Origin of the sequence: Jatrophihabitans sp. (assembly GCA_036399055.1) — a bacterium.
In the GTDB taxonomy this organism is placed as follows: domain Bacteria; phylum Actinomycetota; class Actinomycetes; order Mycobacteriales; family Jatrophihabitantaceae; genus Jatrophihabitans_A.
In genome coordinates, this window is record DASWNX010000013.1 from 24,036 (window position 1) to 45,183 (window position 21,148).

Here is a 21,148-nt window from a genome sequence, read left to right on the forward strand (position 1 = left end):
GCCGCACGCGTAGGCCGACGTCGGCTTGCGTCCGGGCGCGCACCTGCGCATGCGACCGGGTCGAGAAGCTCGTGTGACAGCATCTGCCCGTGACCGAGATGCAGATGGGCAGCAACATCCCGGTGGACGCCCCCGCCGTGGAGCTGACGTTGCGCTGGTCGCACGCCCCAGGGGCGGCCGATCTGGACCTCTCCGCTCTGCTGCTGCGGGCCGATGGCAAGGTCGGCGCAGATGAAGACTTCGTCTTCTACAACCAGCGCCGGCATCCGTCCGGCGCCGTGGTGCACCTTGCCAGGTCGCAGACGGGCCAGGAGTTCGACCGGATCGACGTCCAGCTGGACCAGGTGCCTGCCGATGTCGCCCGGGTCATGATCACCGCTTCAGTCACCGGGGCGACCTTCGGGCAGATCTCTGGTCTGGAGCTGTCCATGGCCGCTGCGCTGACTGGTCAGCGCTTGGCGCGCTTTCGGATGCGGGCAAACGCCGAGACCGCCTTCATCTGCGGCGAGCTCTACCGCCGAGCCGGCACGTGGAAGTTCCGTGCGGTGGGCCAGGGATACCGGGCAGGCCTGGCCGGGATAGCGACCGATTTCGGCATCACCGTCGAGGAGGCGCCCGCGCCGCCACCCCCACCGCCCCCGGCGCCCACGCGGCCACCGCCGCCCGCGCCGTCGGCTGAGCCGACGCCGACGCCGATGCCGCCGCCTCCTCCGTCGACGCGGCGCGAGGCGCCAGTGCTCGATGACTCCGCAGCCACCGGCCAGCGGACCGGGGACATCACCAGTCAGGTGCGGCAGGCGTTCCAGCCGCCTCCGCCGCAGCAGAAGTCGCAGCGACGATCAGCTGAGCGCGACTTCGGCAAGGAGGCCCAGGCGATCGGCAGAATCCTGGCGGCCCGTGGAGAAGTTCCTCTGGCCATCGCTCAGGACACCGCCTTCAACACCCGCGTCGTGGTCGTCACCGACAAGAGGACGTTCCAGATAAAGGGCGGAAAGATCCGCATGGAGCTGGCGCACAGCCAGGTGCAGCTCACGCGGCTTCGCCCTCTCTTCGACGGTGTTCTCGTGATCGTCGAATCCTTTACGGCCAATCAGGATTTCCAGCCGGCCGACCCTCGACGCGACGAGCACATCCTGCAGGCGAAGGTGGCTACGCCAGACCTCGCGGACCTCATCCGCGGTCAGATCGACCGCATGATCGGCGCCTGAGCTTTCGGTGGCGTGGCCGGCCGATGCTTATCCTTCAGGGAATCTTCCGCGACACTGGGCCTCGCGGCATTGAGAGTCAGTTGCGAGAATTGGCGCTGATCAGAAATCCGGTGTTGACGGCAGCGCCGGCGTTGGTGAAGCAGTTGACGTTACGCACGATGACGTCGGCGCCGCTGTGGAACCAGACCCCACTCAGGCCGCAGAACTCCGAGCCCGATCCGGCTGCGGTCACCTCGACGTTGTCCGGCGGAGCGGCCAGCATCGGGAATTGGACGAGAGACAATCCGACACCGCCGCTGGAGATCGTGTTGGCGCCCGGACCGACTTGGCTGTTGAAGTCAGTTGACGGCGGTCCCAGTGGCGGGGTGTTCCACAGGTAACCGAAGTACTTCGGTGGCGCGACTGCCCCATACAGGGATCGCTGGTACTGGTAGGTCAGGGTGAACTGGGTGTCCAGCGGCGCGCCGCCGGCGTTGAAACAGCTCACCTTGACCGTTTGACCGCTGAGGGAAGAGGACCAGGCGGCCACCTTGCAGCGGGCCGGTGTCTGAGGGTTGACCGCGGTGCTCTGCAGGCTGCCGTCGACTGGGCCGGGGGTGGCCAAGCCGGGGAACTTGACCAGCCATTGCCCGACGGCGGTGTGGCTCACGGTGTTACCGGCTCCTGCCGAGTTGTACTGGCTGACCAGGGCGCCGCTGGGCTGGGAGTCGACGTAGCCGAACCGCCCGATCGAAGACGCCGGGCCGCCGGAGCTGCTGCTGAAGACAGCGCTGAACGCAGAAGCGTCGAGCGCGCCGCCGACCCGGTAGCAACTGATCAGCGCCTTCTCATCGGAGCCCGACGGGCCGAAGCTGTCCACCTGGCACCAGTGCGGGGCGGGATTGACCGCCGTCACATGGACTACCCCGCCGGCGGCAGCCTGTCCGGGAAATATCACCGCGTACCGGCCCACTGAAAGGACGGTCACCGTGGTCGCCGCAGGCGAGGTGCCAGAAGCCACCGGCGCGCTGCCATTCCACAGCACGAAGCCATACCTGTCGGGGACGGCAGCCTGGGCTGGGCCCCCTGGGCTGGCTACGGCCAGGCCGGCCGCCAGGACGGCGAGGGCAGCTCCACCCGCCCACCACCGTCGTGCTGCCAACCGGGTGAGTTCTTCACTGATCATCTGTTCCTCCGGCCAATGCGGGCGAGTAATGCTTAAAGCACAGAATGGCATGAAAACGTCCTTTAACCCACTAGTCAGACAGTGCGATCTAGGTATAACTTCGTGTTCCACCTCAAACCTTGTAAATGCCCCAAGGAGACGCGATGAACACTCGGAAAGCCGTCGTCGGAGCCGCAGCCGTCCTGGCTGCCGGGGTGGGCGGGGTGGCGACGGCCAGCACTGTCACCGCCCAGCCGCAGAGCAGTGAGCGGATCACCTCGATCGAGCAGTTGAAGACACACCTCCACCACGCGGTAGTGATCGAAGCGCAGAACACCAGCGCCATCTCTTGCTGCCCCGCGGGTGAGGCCATCGACCAGGCGAGCGTCTGAGCGCTGAGACAGCCTTGTCTCCGACGAACAGCACTGAGATGAGCGAACCGGAGGCCGGCAAGCCGGTCCAGACCTGGTGTCCGAGCGGTGTGGCGAAGGCTCCTGAGTCGGTCGTGCTCGGCGTGCGGTCAGCGGCGACCGGAGGACTGGCCTATCTGGCCGAGCCGGTGCCAGCCGGTGAGGTGCTCGGCGAGATACCCGAGGGCATTGAACCGACCCGGGTGCTCCGATTCGCCGCGCACTGCAGCACCAGTTGCCACAACCGCCGAGGTGCGGACTGCAGTCTGGTCGAGCGGGTGGTCCTCGCGGTCCCGACGCTCGACACGGCCGCGGTCCCGCGCTGCCACCTCAGGGCTAAATGCCAGTGGTGGCACCAGAAGGGCGTCGAGGCCTGCCGTCGATGCCCGGCCGTGTCCACCGCGTTCGAGGCGGACGACGCGCTGACCTCGTTGGTGGCCGACCCCTCGACCAGCCTGGCCCAGCTCGAGGCATGGATCGCCGCCTCAGCCTGAGCCGGCCGTCACTCCTGAGCGGGCCGTCTCGCCTTGTCCTGGCCGTCTCGCCTTGCCCTGGCCACGCGGCCGTCCTCGGGTGCGCGGCCAGCGCAGGCCGCAGACGCATCGGGCTGCGCCGGGGGACACGTGCCAACGGATCAGTCAGTTATAGGCAGAATGCGCCGAAGCAACGGGCAGGCCGGCACAGTTGACTTCAGGCATGTCTGGGCAGCGGAGTATCCGGGTCGGCATCGACACCGGAGGCACGTTCACCGACGTGGTGGCCTTCGACGAGGAGTCCGGCGAGCTGGTCAGCACCAAGGTCGCCTCCACCCCGGCCGATCCGGCGCAGGGCTTTCTGGCCGGCATCGACAAGGTGCTCGACATCCTCGGCATCCCGCGTGAGCAGGCCAGCCGAGCGCTCAGCGCGGTCTGCCATGGCACCACGGTGGCCACCAACCAACTGCTCGAAGGCAAGGTGGGGGTGCTCGGCTTCATCGCCTCCGAGGGTTATGAGTTCATTCTCGAGATCGCCCGGCAGTCGGTGCCCGACGGCTACGGCAACAGTTACTTCTGGGTCAAGCCCGAGCGGATCGTCCCGGCCGACCGGGTCAAGACCGTCGGCGGCCGGCTCGACCACACCGGCGTGGAGGTCCGGCCCTTCGATGAGGCCGGCGCGGTCGAGATCGCCCGATGGTTCAAAGGCAAAGGCATCGACACGATCGGGGTCTGCCTCCTGCACTCCTACGCTGACCCCGCGCACGAGCAGCGGATGCGCGACATCCTCGCCGCCGAGCACCCCGCCGCCGTCGTCTCGATCTCCTCAGAGGTGCTGCGTGAGTACCGGGAGTACGAGCGGTCGATGACCACGCTGGTGGACGCGGCGGTCAAGCCTAAGGTGGCCGGTTATGTCGGCGCCATCAAGCGGCGCCTGGACGCCCTCACCGACGGGCGTGAAGTCCCGTTCTACGTCATGAAGTCCAACGGCGGGGTGTTGTCGGCGGCCGAGGTGGTGCACCAGCCCATCACCACGGTGCTGTCCGGCCCGGCCGCCGGCGCGCTGGGCGCGGCGATGATCGCCCGCAACGCCGGCTTCGCCCAGGTGCTCACCTGTGACGGCGGCGGCACCTCGACCGACGTCTCGGTGGTGCTGGACGGCGAGCCGACCCTGACCACCGAGGGCGCCGTGGGCGCCTACCCGTCCAAGATCCCGATGATCGATGTGGTGACGGTCGGCGCCGGCGGCGGCTCGATCGCCTGGATCTCACCGGAGGGCGCGCTGAAGGTCGGCCCGAAGTCGGCCGGCGCCGATCCGGGCCCGCTGTGCTACGGCGCCGGGGGCGCCGACGTCACCATCACCGACGCGCATCTGGTGCTGGGCCGGATACCGCCGCACCTGCTGGGCGGCGAGATCCCGCTCGACACCGCTGCCGCCCAGGCCGGGCTCACCAAGCTGGCCGCCGAGCTGGGGCTGGAGCTGGCGGCCTGCGCCAACGGGGTCCTGGAGATCTCGGCCTGGAACCAGGCCAACGCGCTGCGGCAGATCACCGTCCAGCGAGGGTTGGACGTCCGCGAGTTCACCCTGACCACCTTCGGCGGGTCCGGCTCGCTGCTGCTCTGCCGGCTGATCGACATCCTCAACCTGCGCGGTGTGCTGGTGCCACCTGATCCGGGCAACGTCTCGGCGTTCGGGCTGCTCACCGTGGACGTCAAGAACGACTACGTGCAGACCGCGGTCGCCAAGCACGCCGAGCTCGACCCGGCCGAGGTCAGCGCCAGCTTCGCCGCGCTCACCGGCCAGGCCGCCGCCGCGCTGGAGCGTGAGGGCTTCGCCCAGCCGCAGCACCGGTTCCTCCGCTCGGCCGACCTGCGCTACTTCGGCCAGGCCTTCGAGGTCCGGGTTCCGGTGGAAGAGGGCGAGCTGACCGACCAGGCGCTGGCAGGCGTCGCGGCGGCCTTCCACGACGCGCACCGCGGCCTGTACGGCTATGACTTCCGTGGACAGGCCAGCCAGCAGGTGGAGTGGGTCAACCTGCGGGTCTCAGGCATCGGGCCGATCCGGCGTCCCGAGCTGCGCCGGCACGCCGCGCCGGCCGGCGACGTCGAGCGGGCCCGCACCGGCACCCGCGACGTCTGCTTCGACGGACGGGACTACCTGCCGACGCCGCTGTACTGGCGCGCGGACCTCGGGCCCGGCGACGTGCTGGCCGGTCCGGCGGTGATCGAGGAGTTCGGCTCGACGGTGCCCCTGCATCCTGGGTTCAGCGCCAGGCTGGACGACTACGCCAACCTGCTGATCACCCGCGAGGCGACAGCGAGTGAGCATCGCGGGGCCGTCAGCGCCGAGCGGCCGAGCGAGCGCGGAGCTGGCACGGAGCCGACCGCATGACCCGGACGGAGCAGCCAGTATGAGCGCAGCAGGCACGAACGCGGCGAGCGTCAGCTCGGCTGTGCCAGCCGCCGACTCGCTGACCGCTGACCGCGGCGCGACGGTGGACCCGATCGTCCTGGAGATCGTGCAGGGCAGCCTGGCCGCAGTCGAGCAGGAGGTCGAGACGGCCATCGGGCGCACCTCGCGCTCGCCGATGATCCGCGACGCGCACGACTTCCGGGCCGGCATCCATGACCGGTTGCTGCGCAAGCTGACCGGGCGCAGTTACTCCGCGCTGGTGCACCCGATCGCCAGGGACTTCCCGCTTGCCCAGATGCGCCCGGGTGACGTGTTCTTCCACAACGACGTCTACCTATCCGAAGGCGGCATCGGCCACCTGCCCGACCTGTGCGTGACGGTTCCGGTGTTCGTGCAAGGCGAAACGGGGCCCGAGGTGGTGGCGTTCGTGCAGGCATTCGGTCACCACGACGACATCGGCGGCGCGGTTCCCGGGTCGATGCCCAGCTCTGCCACCAGTGTCTTCGAAGAGGGCTTGATGGTGCCGCCGATCAAGCTCTGGGACGCAGGCGTGCCCAACCGCGCCGCGCTGGCCATCATGACCCGCAACTCGCGGATGCCGGACTCGCTGGCGGCCGACCTGGACGCCGAGTGCTCGGCGTGCCTGATGGGCTCGCGCCGGCTGTCGGAGCTGTTCGAGCGTTATGGCCGCGACACCGTCGAGGCGTGCTTCGACCAGATCGTCGACCGCACCACCGAGACCTACCGGCGCGAGATCCTCACCAAGATCCCGGTCGGCAGCTGGACCTGGGAGGACTACGCCGAGCATGACGGCGTGGAGCCGCCGAAGCTGCACACCCAGCGCATCACGCTCACCCGGACCGGCGCGCAAGACTCCGGCGGGGAAAGGCTGATCCTGGACTTCAACGGCACCGCGCCGCAGGCCAAGGGCCCGATCAACCACTGCGGCGACTACGCCGACGGCAACTTCTTGAAGAAGTGGTTGGCGCCGGTGCTGCGCAATCTCGCCGACAGCCCCGAGCGGATGGCCGAGCTCGACGTCAACGAGGGGGTGGTGCCGCTGATCGAGATGCGGTTCCCGCCTCCGGGCACGCTGCTCACCCCGGTGTTCCCGGCGCCGACGAACGCCCGGACGTTCGTCATCCTGCGGCTGCTGGGAGTGCTGGCCGGGGTGCTGGCCAAGGCGGTCGACGGCCGGATGCCGGCCGACCAGGAGACGATCCGCTACACCGGGGTCTACGGCGAGGACTTCGACGGCCAGCCCTACCTGATGCGCGAGGTGCTCGGCGGCGGTTCGGGCGGGCGGTACTACGCCGACGGCGAAGACACGATCCATGTGGTGCCGGACTCGCGCAACCTGCCGACCGAGTTCACCGAAGCCCGATTCCCTTTCCTGGTCGAGCGACTGGGCTTGGCGGTGGACTCCGGCGGCCCGGGTGAGTTCCGCGGCGGCCTCGGCTACGACAAGCACATCCGGATGCTCAAGGACGGCCATTTCATGTCGATCGCGGACCGGTCGATCCTGGCCTGCTGGGGAGTCAAGGGCGGCAAGGCCGGTCAGCCGTTCTCGGTCCTGATCGACCCTGGCGGCCCCAACGAGCGGGTGGTGGACGCCCTGGCCGACGCCGAGCCGGTCCGCGCCGGTGAGGTGATCCGCATCCGCACCACCGGCGGCGGCGGATGGGGCGATCCGCTGCGGCGGGCGCCCGAGGCGGTGCTGCGTGACGTCCAGTGGGGCAAGGTCTCGGCAGCGGCGGCCCGGACGGATTACGGCGTGGTGCTGACCGGCGCGGACGGCGAGCTGGAGGATCTCGCCGTCGACGCCGCAGCCACCACCGAGCTGCGGGCTCAGCTGGCCGCGGCCAGGCCGGCCGACCCGCCGTTCTTCGACCGAGGTCCCGGCTACGCCACGCTGTCCGGCGGCGCGCAGTCCTCGGCCTATGACCACCTGGCTCCTGGAACCGTCTGAGGACCTACTCCGTCGGCGACGGCCACCCCTCACGAGGGGGGAGCCGCCACCCCCACTGCCAGGGCCAGAGGAACCTGCGCCCGCGGTGCGCCAGCTCGTCGTAGGCGAAGGCGGCCACGCGTCGGTAGGCGTCAGCGAAGACAGCCTCGTACTGGGCGCGGTCGAAGACGAGGGGCTGGTCGAGGCGCTCCTCGCGGCGGGAGTCGGAGTAGCCGTCCTCCCACCGGAAGTCAGACCAGGAGACCTCCGCTGCCCCGATGTCGAGTAAAGCGGTGAGCTGTCCACACCAGAGGTCCCCGTCCATCGGGCAGACCAGCAACGCGATGCGCCCCGGCGCGAGGTCCTCGTCAGGACGGCGACCGAGGAACCTGTCCACCGTGTTGGCCACGTCGGCCAGCCAAGGCCGGTTCAGCTCTGTCACGAAGTCGTCAGCCGGCTGGGTGGCCAGTGAGCGCACCGACCGGCCGTCGACCACCAGGTCCAGAAAGGGCGACTCGGGGTACCGCGTTCTGTTGCCGTCGATGAAGACGCGGGCCATGACGGCGGGCTCGAGTCGCAGCGTCGCCCTGTCTGAGGTCATGGCAGAAGTATGGCTGTGGCAGAAGGACATCTCGTCATGGCCGGCTAGCGCCGCCTGCCGCGCCCGGAGCCGCCTGGCGGCTGCCGCAGGAGGGCTTCGGTCTCTGCCGGGTCTACCCGAAGCAATAGGCCGCCCTTGCTGCTGACGCTGACGGCGAGATTGCCGTTGACCAGGAACGCCAGGCCGCCGAACATGTGCTTCTCGGACACGCCATGCTCGCCTTGGACCTCCTGCCGGAGGCGGTCGGCCAGGTCCTCGTCGTAGGCCACCGCAGAATTATGGCTCGCGCCGCAGACGGATCACAGGCGTCGTAGCGCCGCTGTGGCTGGGTCCACCATGGCGCGCACTGTCTTGCCGTCACAGAATTCACCCAACGCCTGCATGTCCCAGACGCCTGTCGGTGTGCGTGACAACGCCACCATCAACACGCCGGTGTTCGGCTGGGAGTCGGACAGGTCGAAGCGGACCAGTTCGGTGTTGGTCCGCTCCTCGACCAGGCGGCAGAAGGCCCGCTCGATCTCGGTGAACTTCTGCCCGAGGAAAGAGTTGATGGTGAACATCAGGTGCGTCACCGTCGACGGCAACTTGCCTAGGTTGATCTTGATCTGCTCATCGTCGCCTGCGCCCTGGCCGGTGAGGTTGTCGCCGGAGTGCTTTATCGCGCCGCCGAAGGCCTTCTTGTGGCTGAACCACACCATCTCCAGCGCCTGGAACTGCGAGTCGAACGCGATGACGGAGGCGTCGAGGTCGATGTTGCGCCGCCCGGGCGCCGGGTCCCAGCCCAAGCCCATGACGACCGAGCTCAGCGGCGGCGCGCCGGTCTTGACGAGGCTGACGCGCTGATTCTTGCGAAGGTCGACCCTGCCCTTGTCGAGGTTGACCGGGACGGCAGCGGCCGGCGGCGGCGCGGGGGGCGTAGGCGGGGCCGCAGGCCTGGTTGGCGCTGCTGGCGCTGCGGACGCGACAGGCGTGGGTGGCGCCGCGACCGGTGTGGGCTGGTCGTCGACCGTGATGCCGAAATCGGTGGCCAGGCCGGCGAGGCCGCTGGAGTAACCCTGCCCGATCGCCCGGAACTTCCACTGCCCGTTGCGGCGGTACAGCTCACCGCCGATGAACGCGGTCTCGGAGGTGGCGGTCATGGCGAACACGGCCAGCTCGGCGCCCGTGTCGGCGTCACTGAGCCGTAGCGCGAACTGCGGGACTTGCCCGAATGTGCCGCCGTCGGCGGAGGCGGCCAGGACGATCCGGTCGATGACGGTCTCGATGCCGGACAACCGGATCTCCAGGGTGTCGGCGCCGGGCGCCTTTCCGACGTGCCGAATCGCGGACGCGGCGTGCTGCGGCTGGTTGTAGAAGACGAAATCGGCGTCGGAGCGGACCTTGCCCGCTTGGGTCAACAGCAGCGCCGAGGCGTCAAGGTCGACCGGGCCGCCAGCCCAGGTGAGCGTCGCGCGGACAGCGGCGGCGCCGACCGCGATGTTGGAGCCCATGCTCATGTTCGTCATGAGTGCTCATGATGCCGTAGTCGTCTGCTCAGCGGCCGGTGACGCCGTCGATCAGCTCACGGAGGATGTCGGCGTGGCCGGCATGCCGGGTGGCCTCGCCGGTGGCGTGCGCGATCACCCAGCGCAGGCTGAGGTGTTCGCCGTCGATCGGCGCCACGACAGGCGATTCGGGATCACCGAGGCGGCGGATCAGCTCGTTGCTCTCCTCGATCGCGGCGCGGTAGTCGGCGATGACCTCGGCCGCGCTGCTGGGGTCTCAAAGTCCGGCGGCAAGCTCGATGCGGTGTCGTCCATGCGGCCACGCTAACCGGAGATCGCCGCGGACTTGTCCTCGCCGGTGGGGGCTCGGCGCTCAGCCCGCGCGAAAGTCGCCCTTGATCATCTTCGCATTTTGATGCGTGACCATGCATAATTTTGCACATGGGGATCTCCGTCGCCGTCGCAGGCGCCAGTGGCTATGCCGGTGGTGAGCTGCTGCGGCTGCTTGCCGGCCATCCTGACTTCGAGGTGGTCGCCGCCACCGCTCACGGCAACGCCGGCCAGCCGGTCACCGACATCCATCCGCAGCTGGTCAGCTACCGCGACCTGGTCTTCACCGGCACCTCGGCCGCGGTGCTGGCCGATGCGGATCTGATCTTCCTGGCGTTGCCGCACGGCGCCTCGGCCGCGCTGGTCGCCCAGCTGCCCAGCCAGTCCAAGGTGCTCGACCTGGGCGCCGATTTTCGGCTGGCCGACGCCGGTGCCTGGCAGCGGTACTACGGCGGCGCGCACGCCGGGACCTGGACCTACGGCCTGCCGGAACTGCCTGGTCAGCGAGCGGCGATCGCGGCCAGTGACCGGGTGGCCAACACCGGCTGCTACGCGGTCTCGGTCATCACAGCGCTGGCTCCGCTGATCGCCGCCGGCGTGGTCGAAGCCGACGACGTGGTGGTGGTGGCGGCCTCGGGCACCTCGGGCGCCGGTCGCTCGGCCAAGCTCGCGCTGCTGGGCAGCGAGGTGATGGCCGACCTGTCGGCCTACAAGGTCGGCGCGCACCAGCACGTGCCCGAGATGCTGCAGGCCACCGGCGCCCGGACGCTGTCGATGACGCCGCTGCTGGCGCCGATGGCCCGGGGCATCCTGTCCACCGTGACCGCCCGGCCCAGCTCAACGGGGCTCGGGGTGGAGCAGGTGCGCGAGGTGCTGCGCCAGGCCTACGACGGCGAGCCGTTCGTGCACCTGCTGCCCGCCGACCGCCAGCCGCACACCGCCGCCACCCTCGGATCGAACTCGGTGCAGCTACAGGCAGCGGTGGACCTCGACTCCGGACGGGTGATCATCACCAGCGCGCTGGACAACCTCGGCAAGGGCGCGGCCGGTCAGGCGATCCAGAACGCCAACCTGATGCTGGGCCTGGATGAGACCGCCGGCCTGTCCGCCAACGGGGTAGCTCCGTGAGCGTCACCGCGGCCCGCGGTTTCCGGGCCGCCGGGATCGCGGCCGGCATCAAGGCCACCGGGCCCGACCTGGCGCTGGTGGTCAACGACGGCCCGCTGAGCACCGCCGCGGCGGTGTTCACCGCCAACCGGGTCAAGGCCGCGCCGGTGCTCTGGTCGGCGCAGGTGGTCGGTGACGGCGCCGCCCGCGCGGTGCTGCTCAACTCCGGCGGCGCCAACGCCTGCACCGGCCCGGCCGGAATGGCCGACACCCGGGTCAGCGCCGAGCGGGTCGCGCAGTTGCTGGACGGCGAGGCGGCCGACGTGCTGGTCTGCTCGACCGGCCTGATCGGCGAGCGGCTGCCGATGGACAAGCTGCTGCCGGGCATCGAGCAGGCCGTCACCGCCTTGCGGCCTGCCGGTGGCTTGGACGCGGCCGAGGCGATCCGCACCACCGACTCGGTGGCCAAGACGGCGACCGCCCGGCACGCCGACGGCTGGACCGTCGGCGGAATGGCCAAGGGCGCTGGAATGCTGGCGCCGAGCCTGGCCACGATGCTGTGCGTCCTGACCACCGACGCCGCGGTGGACGCCGCGATGGCCGACGCCGCCCTGCGGGCCGCGGTCGCCGTCACCTTCGACCGGCTGGACGCCGACGGCTGCATGTCCACCAACGACACGGTGGTGCTGATGGCAAGCGGCGCCTCCGAGATGGCGCCGTCGCAGGCCGAGCTGGCACAGGCGGTGCGGGCCGTGTGCGCCGAGCTCGCCGGGCAGCTGCTGGCCGATGCCGAGGGCGCCACCAAGGAGATCGAGATCGTGGTCTCAGGGGCGGCCGACGAGGACGACGCGGTGCAGGTGGGACGGGCGATCGCCCGCAACAACTTGCTCAAGTGCGCCCTGTTCGGCAACGACCCGAACTGGGGGCGGGTGCTCGCGGCGATCGGCGTCACCACCGCGGCGTTCGAGGCCGACCGGCTCGACGTCAGCATGAACGGCGTCGAAGTCTGCCGCGCCGGCGCGGCCGGCGAGAGTCGGGACAAGGTCGATCTCAGCGGGCGCCTGATCCGAATCGACGTCGCGCTGCACGCGGGCGCGGCCAGCGCCACCATCTACACCAACGACCTCTCCCACGCCTACGTCGAAGAGAACTCGGCGTACTCCTCATGAGCCAGCCGTCACAGCCCTTCAAGCCGGCGGCGACTCATGAGGTGGCCGCACAGCAGGCCGCCACCCTGATCGACGCGCTGCCCTGGTTGCGGCGCTTCTCGGGCAAGGTCGTGGTGATCAAGTACGGCGGCAACGCCATGCTCACGCCGCAGTTGCAGCGCGGCTTCGCCGAGGATGTGACGTTCCTGCGCTACGCCGGAGTGCGGCCGGTAGTCGTGCACGGCGGTGGCCCGCAGATCACCGAGCACCTGCGGCTGCTGGGCATCCCGAGCGAGTTCCGAGGCGGCCTGCGGGTCACCACACCCGAGGCGATGCGGGTGGTGCGAATGGTGCTGGTCGGGCAGGTCAACGGCGACGTCGTGAATCTGATCAATGAGCACGGCCCATTCGCCGTCGGGCTGTCCGGTGAGGACGCCGGCATGCTCAGAGCCGAGCGGCGGCCGGCTCTGGTCGACGGCGTGCCGGTGGACGTCGGACAGGTCGGCGATGTGGTGGCGGTCGATCCCAGCGCGGTGACCGCGCTGCTGGACGCCGGCCGGATCCCGGTGATCGCCAGCGTGGCGCGAGGTTCGGACGGGTTGTCCTACAACGTCAATGCCGACACCGCCGCCGCCTCGCTGGCAGCCGCGCTGGGCGCTGAGAAGTTGGTCGTGCTCACCGACGTCGCCGGGCTGTACGCGGACTGGCCGCACAGCAGCGAGGTCATCAGCCAGATCAGCGCCGGCCAGCTGAAGGCGCTGCTGCCCAGCCTGACCGCCGGGATGGCGCCGAAGATGGAGGCCTGCCTGCGGGCGGTCCAGGCCGGCGTGCCGGCGGCGACCGTCATGGACGGACGTACGCCGCACGCGTTGCTGTTGGAGATCTTCACCACCGAGGGGACAGGAACCATGGTGCTGCCAGACTCGGCCCCGACCCGACCGGACGCCGTTGCCGCGGACCGGGCGCGCTCATGACCAACCGATTGCTGGCCAAGCGCTGGGCCGGGGTGATGATGGACAACTACGGCACGCCGCGGCTGGCGATCGCGGCCGGCCGCGGGGTCCGGGTGAGCGACGTCGAGGGCGCCAGCTACCTCGACTTCTACGCCGGCGTCGCGGTCTCCTCATTGGGTCACGCCCATCCCGCGGTCGTGGCGGCGGTCAGCGAGCAAGTGGCCGCGGTGGCGCACACCTCGAACCTGATGATGCACGAGCCGGGCATCCGGCTGGCCGAGCGGCTGCAGTCTCTGACGGGTGACCCGACAGCCCGGGTGTTCTTCGCCAACGACGGCGCCGCGGCCAACGAGTGCGCCCTGAAGCTGAGCAGGCTCTACGGCCGGTCAATGGACCCCGGCGGTGCCCGGCTGGGCTTGGTGGCCGCCCGCGGCAGCTTTCACGGCCGCACCATGGGAGCGCTGTCGGTCACCGGCAATCCGGCCAAGCGCGAGCCGTTCGAGCCGCTGCCGGGACCGGTCGCCTTCGTCGACTACGGCGACGTCCAGGCATTGCGGGCGGCGGTGGACGGCAGCGTCGCGGCGGTCTTCTTGGAGCCCACCCTGGGCGAGGGCGGGGTGGTCCCCGCGCCGGAGGGCTACCTGCGGGCGGCCCGTCAGATCTGCGACGAGGCCGGCGCTCTGCTGGTGATCGATGAGGTCCAGTCCGGCATCGGGCGCACCGGGCAGTGGTTCGCCAGCATCGCGGCCGGAGTGGTCCCCGACATCCTCACCCTGGCCAAGGGCCTCGGCGGCGGGTTGCCGATTGGCGCCTGCATCGGTTTCGGCAAGGCGGCCGGGCTGTTCATCCCGGGCGCCCACGGCAGCACCTTCGGAGGCAACCCGGTGTGCTGCGCGGCTGCGCTGGCGGTGCTGGACACCATCGAGCGGGACGACCTGCTGCGCAACGTCCAGCGTTGCGGCGCGGCTCTGGAGGCAGGGCTGCGCGCCCTGGACAGCCCACTGATCCAGCACGTGCGAGGCAGCGGCCTGTGGTTCGGGGTGGTGCTCACCTGCGACAGCGCGGCAGCAGTCGAGCAGGCCGCTCAGGAGCGAGGCCTGCTGGTGAACCCGGTCCAGCCGAATGTCGTGCGGCTGGCGCCGCCGCTGATCGTCACCGAGTCCGAGGTGCAGGAGGCGTTGCAGGCGCTGCGTGGCGCGCTTGAGGCCGTGCACGCCGACCAGCAGGCTGATAAGCGCGCCGACAAGCGCGCCGATGAGGCAGACTCCCGCGAATGACCCGGCATTTTCTACGCGATGACGACCTGAGTCCCGACGAGCTGATCGAGGTGCTCGATCTGGCAGACGAGCTGAAGGCCGACCGGTTCTCCCGCCGTCCGCTGGCCGGTCCACGGGCGGTGGCGGTCATCTTCGACAAGCCTTCGACCCGGACGCGGGTCTCTTTCAGCGTCGGCATCGCCGAGCTCGGCGGCTACCCGCTGATCATCGAGTCCGTGGACAGCCAGCTCGGCCGCGGTGAGCCGATCGAAGACACCGCGCGGGTGCTGGACCGGCAGGTGGCCTGCATCGTGTGGCGGACCTTCGAGCAGGCCAGGTTGAGCGCGCTGGCGGCCGCCAGCGCGGTGCCGGTCGTCAACGGCCTGACCGACGACTTCCATCCGTGCCAGATCCTGGCCGACCTGCAGACCATCCGGCAGCACAAGGGAGTACTGGCCGGGTTGACGGTGAGCTACGTGGGGGATGCCTCCAACAACATGGGAAATTCCTACCTCCTGGGCAGCGCCGCGGCCGGCATTCACATCCGCATCGGCGGCCCGGCTGGCCACCTGCCTGATCCGGTGGTCGCCGATCGGGCCCGAGCGATCGCGGCCGGAACCGGCGGCTCGGTGACGATCACGTCGGATCCGGTGGCCGCCGTCGAGGGCGCCGATGTGTTGATCACCGACACCTGGGTGTCGATGGGGCAGGAGCGTGAGCCCCGCTCCGATGACGCGCTGCGGCCGTTCGCGGTCACCTCGCGAACCCTTGACCATGCCGCGACCGGCGCGATCGTGCTGCACTGCCTGCCTGCCTACCGAGGCAAGGAGATCACGGCCGAGGTCATCGACGGACCGCGGAGCGTGGTGTGGGACGAGGCGGAGAACCGGTTGCACACCCAGAAGGCTCTGCTCACCTGGCTGTTGGAAAAGTCCTGATGGCGCGCACCGCACGACGGGAGCGGGTGGCGGCTACCGGGCACCAGCATGACCTGCCCAGCCGGGCGGTGCGGCATGCGCGGATCCTGAGACTGTTGTCGGAGCGGCCGGTTCGCTCGCAGAGTGAGCTCGCCGCACTGCTCGCCGCAGACGGCGTGCCGGTCACTCAGGCGACTCTGAGCCGGGACCTCGACGAGCTCGGGGCAGTGAAGCTTCGCACCCCTGACGGTGGCCAACCGGTGTACGTGGTGCCGCAGGACGGCGCGCCGCTGGCGGCTCGCCAGGCGCATGACGCGCCGCCGCAGCGATTGGCGCGGTTGCTCGGTGAGCTGTTGGTCTCGGCAGAGGCCAGTGCCAACATGGTGGTGCTGCGCACGCCGCCGGGCGCTTCGAACTTCCTCGCCAGCGCGCTGGACCGGGCCGGCCTGCCCGCCGTGCTGGGCACCATCGCCGGCGACGACACGATCCTGGTGGTCAGCCGGGACCCTCTCGGCGGACCGGCGTTGGCCGCGCAGCTGCTCGAACTTTCTAATTCCAATTAACGCTTAACCACAAGGGAGACATCGAATGACCAAGCGGGTAGTGCTCGCCTATTCCGGCGGTCTGGACACCTCGGTGGCCATCGGCTGGATCGCCGCCGAAACCGGCGCCGAGGTGATCTGCGTGGCCGCCGATGTCGGTCAGGGCGGCGAGGACATGGAGGACATCCGCCAGCGGGCGCTCGATTGCGGCGCCGTGGAGTCGGTGGTGCTCGATCTCAAGACCGAGTTCGCCGAGGAGTACTGCCTGCCGGCGCTGCGGGCCAACGCCCTGTACCTGGAGCGTTATCCGTTGGTTTCGGCGCTGTCACGGCCGGTGATCGCCAAGCACCTGGCGCTGGCTGCCAACCAGTACGGCGCGGACACCGTCGCCCACGGTTGCACCGGCAAGGGCAATGACCAGGTCCGGTTCGAGGTCGGCATCGGCGCGATCGCCCCTGATCTGAAGGTGATCGCGCCGGTCCGCGACAGCGGCATGACCCGGGACAAGGCGATCCAGTTCGCCGAGGACCGGGGATTGCCGATCGACCAGTCCAAGCGCTCGCCGTACTCGGTCGACCAGAACTTCTGGGGACGCGCCGTGGAGACCGGTTTCCTGGAGGATCCGTGGCAGGCGCCGATCGAGGACGTCTACTCCTACACCGCCGACCCGGCTCTGAGCCGGGAGCCGGATGAGGTGCTGATCAGTTTCGAGAACGGCGTTCCCACCGCGGTCGACGGCCGGTCGGTCACCGTGCTGGAGGCGATCCTGGAGTTGAACAAGCGGGCCGGCGCTCAGGGCGTGGGCCGGCTGGACATGGTCGAGGACCGCCTCGTCGGCATCAAGAGTCGCGAGGTGTACGAGGCTCCGGGCGCCATCGCCCTGATCACGGCTCATCAGGAGCTGGAGGATCTGACGGTCGAGCGGGATCTGCGGCGGTTCAAGTTCTCGGTGGAGCAGCGCTGGACGGAGCTGGTGTACGACGGGCTGTGGTTCTCGCCGCTGCGGCAGGCACTGGACGAGTTCGTCGAGGCCTCCCAGCAGTACGTCACCGGTGACATCCGGTTGCGGCTGCACGGTGGCCGGGCGGTGCCGACCGGGCGGCGCGGGGCGGGCTCGCTGTACGACTTCAATCTGGCCACCTACGACACCGGCGACACCTTCGACCAGACCCTGGCCAAAGGCTTTGTCCAGCTCTGGGGCCTACCCAGCCGGATCGCGGCGCGGCGGCAGCAGCGACTGGGCAAGTGAGCGACGCCGGACCGCCCGTCGGGGACCGTCACGGCGGGCAGTTGTGGGGCGGTCGATTCGCCGGGGGTCCCGCCGATGCGCTGGCGGCGCTGTCGGTCTCGACTCACTTCGACTGGCGGCTGGCCGGTCATGACATCGCCGGTTCCCGAGCGCACGCCCGGGTCCTGCACCGTGCCGGACTGCTGAGCTCCGACGAGCTGGCCGGCATGCTCGCGGCCCTGGAGTCACTGGCCGCCGACGTCCGGACCGGCGCGTTCGCCCCCGGCCCTGGCGACGAGGACGTGCACAGCGCCCTGGAGCGCGGACTGCTGGAGCGGGCCGGGTCAGACCTGGGTGGCCGGTTGCGGGCCGGACGCTCGCGCAACGACCAGATCGCCACCCTGATCCGGATGTACCTGCGCGAGCAGGCGCGGATGTTGGCAGGCCGGGTGTGCGAGCTGGTGGGCGCGCTGGCCGGGCAGGCGCAGCGGCACCTGGGGGTGGCGATGCCCGGGCGCACCCACCTGCAGCATGCCCAGCCGATCCTGCTGTCCCATCACCTGCTGGCGCATTGCTGGGCGCTGCTGCGCGACGTGGACCGGTTGCGGGACTGGGACTGCCGGGCCGCGGTCAGCCCGTACGGCTCCGGCGCGCTGGCCGGCTCGTCGTTGGGCCTGGACCCTCAGTCGGTGGCGGCCGAGCTCGGCTTCGACTCGGCGGCGGAGAACTCCGTCGACGCCACCTCGGCCCGCGACGTGGTGGCCGAGTTCTGCTTCATCACCGCGATGCTGGCGGTGGACCTGTCCCGACTGGCCGAGGAGGTCATCCTGTGGGCCACGAAGGAGTTCTCGTTCGTGACGCTGGACGACGCTTACTCCACGGGCTCGTCGATCATGCCGCAGAAGAAGAATCCGGACGTGGCGGAGTTGACCCGGGGCAAGGCCGGCCGGCTGATCGGCAATCTGACCGGCCTGCTGGCGACCTTGAAGGGCCTGCCGCTGGCCTACAACCGCGACCTGCAAGAGGACAAGGAGCCGGCCTTCGACTCGATAGACAACCTCTCGCTGTTGCTGCCGGCGCTCACCGGCATGATCGCCACGCTGGTCTTCGACACCCAGCGGCTGGAGTCCCTGGCGCCCCAGGGCTTCTCGCTGGCCACCGACGTGGCTGAGTGGCTGGTCAGGCAGGGGGTCGCCTTCCGGGTGGCTCACGAGTTGGCGGGGGAGTGCGTCCGGGTGTGCGAGTCCCGGGGCGTGGAGTTGGCCGACCTGTCGGATGAGGACTTCGCCGCGATCTCGGAGCATCTCACCCCGCAGGTCCGCTCGGTCTTGAGCGTCGCCGGATCGCTGAGCAGCCGCTCGGCTCACGGCGGCACCGCGCCGGACCGGGTCGCCGAGCAGCTCGGCCGGCTGCGCGAGGTGCTGGCCGGCCACCAGGAGTGGGCCCGATAGCGCCGGTTGGCACACTGTCGGACGTGGGCATCGATCGCGAACTGCTGGCCGGGCCAGCGCTGCAGGTGGCGCCGACGTTGCTGGGCGCGACGCTGCTCAGCAGGCTCGAGGGCGCTGAGGTGCTGGTCCGGGTCACCGAGGTCGAAGCCTACGAGGGCGCCCTCGATCCCGCCTCGCACGCTTTTCGAGGCCCGACCAAGCGCAACGCGGTGATGTTCGGCGAGGCCGGCCGGTTGTACTGCTACTTCGTCTACGGCATGCACTGGTGCGCCAACGTGACCTGTGGGCGGCCTGGCGCCGCCGCAGCCGTGTTGTTCCGGGCAGCGGAGATCCTTGACGGCGAATCGGTCGCACAGGCTCGCACCACGACCCGGCTCAGCGCGGTGAAGCTGGCCAGCGGGCCGGCTCGGCTGGCCCGCGCGCTCGGGTTGACCGGCGAGTGCACGGGATTGGATCTGCTCGATCCCCGCTCGCCCGTCCAGCTCACCGCGCTCGGGCCGCCGGCTGACTACCTCAGCGGCCCACGGGTCGGGGTCGCGGCCGCCGCCGAGCACCCTTGGCGGTTCTGGCTGCCCGACCAGCCCAGCGTGTCGTCTTACCGCCCGGGCGGTAAGAAAAGGATTACCGGCACCCGGCAGACTGAACCATTGTGAGCATCGAACCCGAAGAGTCGCTGATCGGCTCGCTGCCGCCCGAGTTGAGCGCGGCCCATGAGGTGCTCGCTGCCGGCGCCGCGCAGATCCTGCCCGCGACCGGCTTGGCGGAGCGCCTACTGGCAGCCAGTAGGGAGCACCGGCCGTTGCGGGTGAAGCTGGGCATCGACCCCAGCGGAAGCGACCTCACCCTGGGCCACGCGGTGGTGCTGCGCAAGCTGCGTCAGTTCCAGGATCTCGGGCATGTGGCCGTGCTGGTGGTCGGCGGCTTCACCGGCCAGGTCGGCGATCCGTCCGGCAAGACCGCGACCCGGTCGGCGCAGAGCGCCGCACAGGTGATCGCCAACTCCCAGAGCTACTTCGACCAGCTGATGAAGATCCTGGATCCCGATCGCACCGAAGTCTGCGACAACGCCGACTGGCTGGGCTCGATGAGCCTGACGGGACTGCTGGAGTACACCCGTCAGCTGACCGTGGCGCAGTTGCTCGAGCGCGACGACTTCGCCAAACGGTTCGCCGCCAACACCCCGATCACGCTGTCGGAGTTCTTCTACCCGTTGCTGCAGGGGATCGACTCGGTAGAGGTCCGTGCCGACGTCGAACTCGGCGGCACCGATCAGACCTTCAACAACTTGGTGGGCAGGGTGCTGCAGAAGGCGGCGGGCCAGCCGCCGCAGGCAGTGCTCACGCTGCCGCTGCTGGTGGGGATCGACGGCGTGGAGAAGATGGGCAAGTCCCTCAACAACTTCGTGGCGATCGCCGAGCCGGCTACCGAGCAGTTCGGCAAGTTGATGCGCATCCCGGACCCGGTCGTGGAGCTGTACGCGAGCCTGTGCACCGCGCTGCACCCGTCCGAGGTGCGCGGCGTCGCCGCCGAGGTCGCCGCCGGAGGGTCGCGGGCCAATCAGGCCAAGCGCCGGGTGGCACGCGAGATAGTCACGCTCTACCACGGCGCGCAGGCCGCTGACGACGCCGAGGAGCGCTTCAATTCGATCTTCCGCGACCATCAGCTGCCCACCGACGCGCCGGCTTTCACCACCCGCCTGGAGGACACGGTGCACCTGCCTGCCCTGCTGGCCGCCGCGGGCTTGGCCGACAGCACCTCGGCCGCGCGACGGCTCATCGACGCCGGCGCGGTCAAAATCGACGGCCTCCCGGTGGCGCGCGGCGGCTACGAGCTCCCGGCGGACACGTTGGCCGGCCGGCTGCTCGCTGTCGGCAAGCGAAAAGTGGTCCGGGTCACTCCCGAGTCGCACTGAATCAAGGGCGGGTCAGGGGCTTGCAGAGCCGAACATATGGGGGTTTCAAGCCCCTGACACCCGGGATTTGACCAGCGTTTACCCGTGAGCTAATGTTCCTTCTGCACGGCGAACGGAGCCCGAAAGCGGGGGCCGGCCGGGCAGGCCGCCAGGTAGCAGATCCTCGGATCGAAGGCTAGACTGGTTGGGCGCGGGACGAGCAGGTCGGTTTGACACTGCGAAACGGACCGTCTAACGTTACATAGGTTGCCCCGGACAGAGCCGAAAGGTTCCCGAAGGTGTGCGTCCGCTCCTTGAGAACTCAACAGTGTGCCGAAAGTTAGTGCCATAAAAAGCATTACCTCGTCCGTGTTCACCCGCTTCGGTTGGTGGCCATGTACGAATTTCTTTGATTGATTACGAGCAAGCTAGCTCGGATTGGTCAGCTATCAAATGGCTACTTCGGTAGCTTTTCTGTGTCGACAATGCCGCTAAAGCGGCGAAGTCATAAAACATTCACGGAGAGTTTGATTCTGGCTCAGGACGAACGCTGGCGGCGTGCTTAACACATGCAAGTCGAGCGACGCTCCTCCTTCGGGAGGATGACGGAGCGGCGAACGGGTGAGTAACACGTGGGCAACCTG

The 21,148-nt window shown here is 69.5% G+C and carries 19 protein-coding genes, 1 rRNA gene and 1 pseudogene; 16 read left to right on the plus strand and 5 right to left on the minus strand.

Translation table 11 applies throughout. The annotated features are described in order from the left end of the window. Nucleotides 1–98: 98 nt before the first annotated feature. Nucleotides 99–1,208: a TerD family protein gene (locus VGB75_03975; GenBank protein HEY0166181.1), complete on the plus strand. Its 1,110-nt coding sequence runs from the start codon at nt 99–101 to the stop codon at nt 1,206–1,208. Nucleotides 1,209–1,284: 76 nt separating this feature from the next. Here VGB75_03975 and VGB75_03980 read toward each other — a convergent pair whose 3' ends face one another. Then, complete coding sequence (locus VGB75_03980) at nt 1,285–2,373, minus strand: hypothetical protein (protein HEY0166182.1); 1,089 nt, start codon at nt 2,371–2,373, stop codon at nt 1,285–1,287. Nucleotides 2,374–2,516: 143 nt separating this feature from the next. Between VGB75_03980 and VGB75_03985 the strand changes: the two genes are divergently transcribed. The 4 genes from VGB75_03985 (at nt 2,517) to VGB75_04000 (ending at nt 7,617) form a co-directional block, all read left to right on the plus strand. Beyond that, entirely contained in the window at nt 2,517–2,744 is a 228-nt protein-coding gene (locus VGB75_03985; protein ID HEY0166183.1) for a hypothetical protein, read from the plus strand. 38 nt (nt 2,745–2,782) lie between these two features. Continuing rightward, entirely contained in the window at nt 2,783–3,256 is a 474-nt protein-coding gene (locus VGB75_03990; GenBank protein ID HEY0166184.1) for a hypothetical protein, read from the plus strand. Nucleotides 3,257–3,458: 202 nt separating this feature from the next. Next, the gene (locus VGB75_03995) at nt 3,459–5,627 is read left to right on the plus strand and encodes a hydantoinase/oxoprolinase family protein (GenBank protein HEY0166185.1); all 2,169 of its coding nucleotides are present in this window, start codon (nt 3,459–3,461) and stop codon (nt 5,625–5,627) included. Between the two features lie 19 nt (nt 5,628–5,646). Then, the gene (locus tag VGB75_04000) at nt 5,647–7,617 is read left to right on the plus strand and encodes a hydantoinase B/oxoprolinase family protein (protein HEY0166186.1); all 1,971 of its coding nucleotides are present in this window, start codon (nt 5,647–5,649) and stop codon (nt 7,615–7,617) included. 4 nt (nt 7,618–7,621) lie between these two features. On the opposite strand, the gene VGB75_04005 is transcribed toward VGB75_04000, so the two are convergent. From VGB75_04005 to VGB75_04020, 4 genes and pseudogenes are all read right to left on the minus strand, one after another. Beyond that, nucleotides 7,622–8,197: a hypothetical protein gene (locus VGB75_04005; protein ID HEY0166187.1), complete on the minus strand. Its 576-nt coding sequence runs from the start codon at nt 8,195–8,197 to the stop codon at nt 7,622–7,624. Between the two features lie 44 nt (nt 8,198–8,241). Beyond that, the gene (locus VGB75_04010; GenBank protein ID HEY0166188.1) at nt 8,242–8,466 is read right to left on the minus strand and encodes a TfoX/Sxy family protein; all 225 of its coding nucleotides are present in this window, start codon (nt 8,464–8,466) and stop codon (nt 8,242–8,244) included. Between the two features lie 30 nt (nt 8,467–8,496). Continuing rightward, complete coding sequence (locus tag VGB75_04015) at nt 8,497–9,702, minus strand: TerD family protein (protein HEY0166189.1); 1,206 nt, start codon at nt 9,700–9,702, stop codon at nt 8,497–8,499. A 28-nt stretch (nt 9,703–9,730) separates the two neighbouring features. Then, nucleotides 9,731–9,940, minus strand: a pseudogene (locus VGB75_04020) (DUF664 domain-containing protein). A 182-nt stretch (nt 9,941–10,122) separates the two neighbouring features. Here VGB75_04020 and argC point away from each other — a divergent pair. The 11 genes from argC to VGB75_04075 all read left to right on the plus strand — a co-directional run. Then, entirely contained in the window at nt 10,123–11,139 is a 1,017-nt protein-coding gene (gene argC, locus VGB75_04025) for an N-acetyl-gamma-glutamyl-phosphate reductase (GenBank protein HEY0166190.1), read from the plus strand. After that, the gene (gene argJ, locus VGB75_04030; protein ID HEY0166191.1) at nt 11,136–12,287 is read left to right on the plus strand and encodes a bifunctional glutamate N-acetyltransferase/amino-acid acetyltransferase ArgJ; all 1,152 of its coding nucleotides are present in this window, start codon (nt 11,136–11,138) and stop codon (nt 12,285–12,287) included. Before argC ends, argJ begins: the two co-directional genes overlap by 4 nt. Then, entirely contained in the window at nt 12,284–13,240 is a 957-nt protein-coding gene (argB, locus tag VGB75_04035) for an acetylglutamate kinase (protein ID HEY0166192.1), read from the plus strand. The genes argJ and argB overlap by 4 nt, the downstream gene beginning before the upstream one ends. Continuing rightward, nucleotides 13,237–14,496 carry an acetylornithine transaminase gene (locus tag VGB75_04040; GenBank protein HEY0166193.1) on the plus strand — a complete coding sequence of 420 codons (1,260 nt, stop codon included), beginning with the start codon at nt 13,237–13,239 and terminating at the stop codon, nt 14,494–14,496. Before argB ends, VGB75_04040 begins: the two co-directional genes overlap by 4 nt. Then, a complete protein-coding gene (argF, locus tag VGB75_04045; GenBank protein HEY0166194.1) occupies nt 14,493–15,413 on the plus strand; it encodes an ornithine carbamoyltransferase in 921 nt (306 codons plus the stop codon). Before VGB75_04040 ends, argF begins: the two co-directional genes overlap by 4 nt. Continuing rightward, nucleotides 15,413–15,955: an arginine repressor gene (locus tag VGB75_04050; GenBank protein HEY0166195.1), complete on the plus strand. Its 543-nt coding sequence runs from the start codon at nt 15,413–15,415 to the stop codon at nt 15,953–15,955. Before argF ends, VGB75_04050 begins: the two co-directional genes overlap by 1 nt. Nucleotides 15,956–15,980: 25 nt before the next feature. Beyond that, nucleotides 15,981–17,183 carry an argininosuccinate synthase gene (locus VGB75_04055; GenBank protein ID HEY0166196.1) on the plus strand — a complete coding sequence of 401 codons (1,203 nt, stop codon included), beginning with the start codon at nt 15,981–15,983 and terminating at the stop codon, nt 17,181–17,183. Further along, nucleotides 17,180–18,613, plus strand: a complete 1,434-nt coding sequence (argH, locus tag VGB75_04060) for an argininosuccinate lyase (protein ID HEY0166197.1) — start codon at nt 17,180–17,182, stop codon at nt 18,611–18,613. Before VGB75_04055 ends, argH begins: the two co-directional genes overlap by 4 nt. 23 nt (nt 18,614–18,636) lie before the next feature. Then, nucleotides 18,637–19,266, plus strand: coding sequence for a DNA-3-methyladenine glycosylase (locus tag VGB75_04065; protein ID HEY0166198.1), 630 nt, complete (start codon nt 18,637–18,639; stop codon nt 19,264–19,266). Beyond that, nucleotides 19,263–20,525, plus strand: a complete 1,263-nt coding sequence (gene tyrS / locus VGB75_04070) for a tyrosine--tRNA ligase (protein HEY0166199.1) — start codon at nt 19,263–19,265, stop codon at nt 20,523–20,525. Before VGB75_04065 ends, tyrS begins: the two co-directional genes overlap by 4 nt. A 494-nt stretch (nt 20,526–21,019) precedes the next feature. Further along, a 16S ribosomal RNA gene (locus VGB75_04075) occupies nt 21,020–21,148 on the plus strand; the annotation flags it as partial.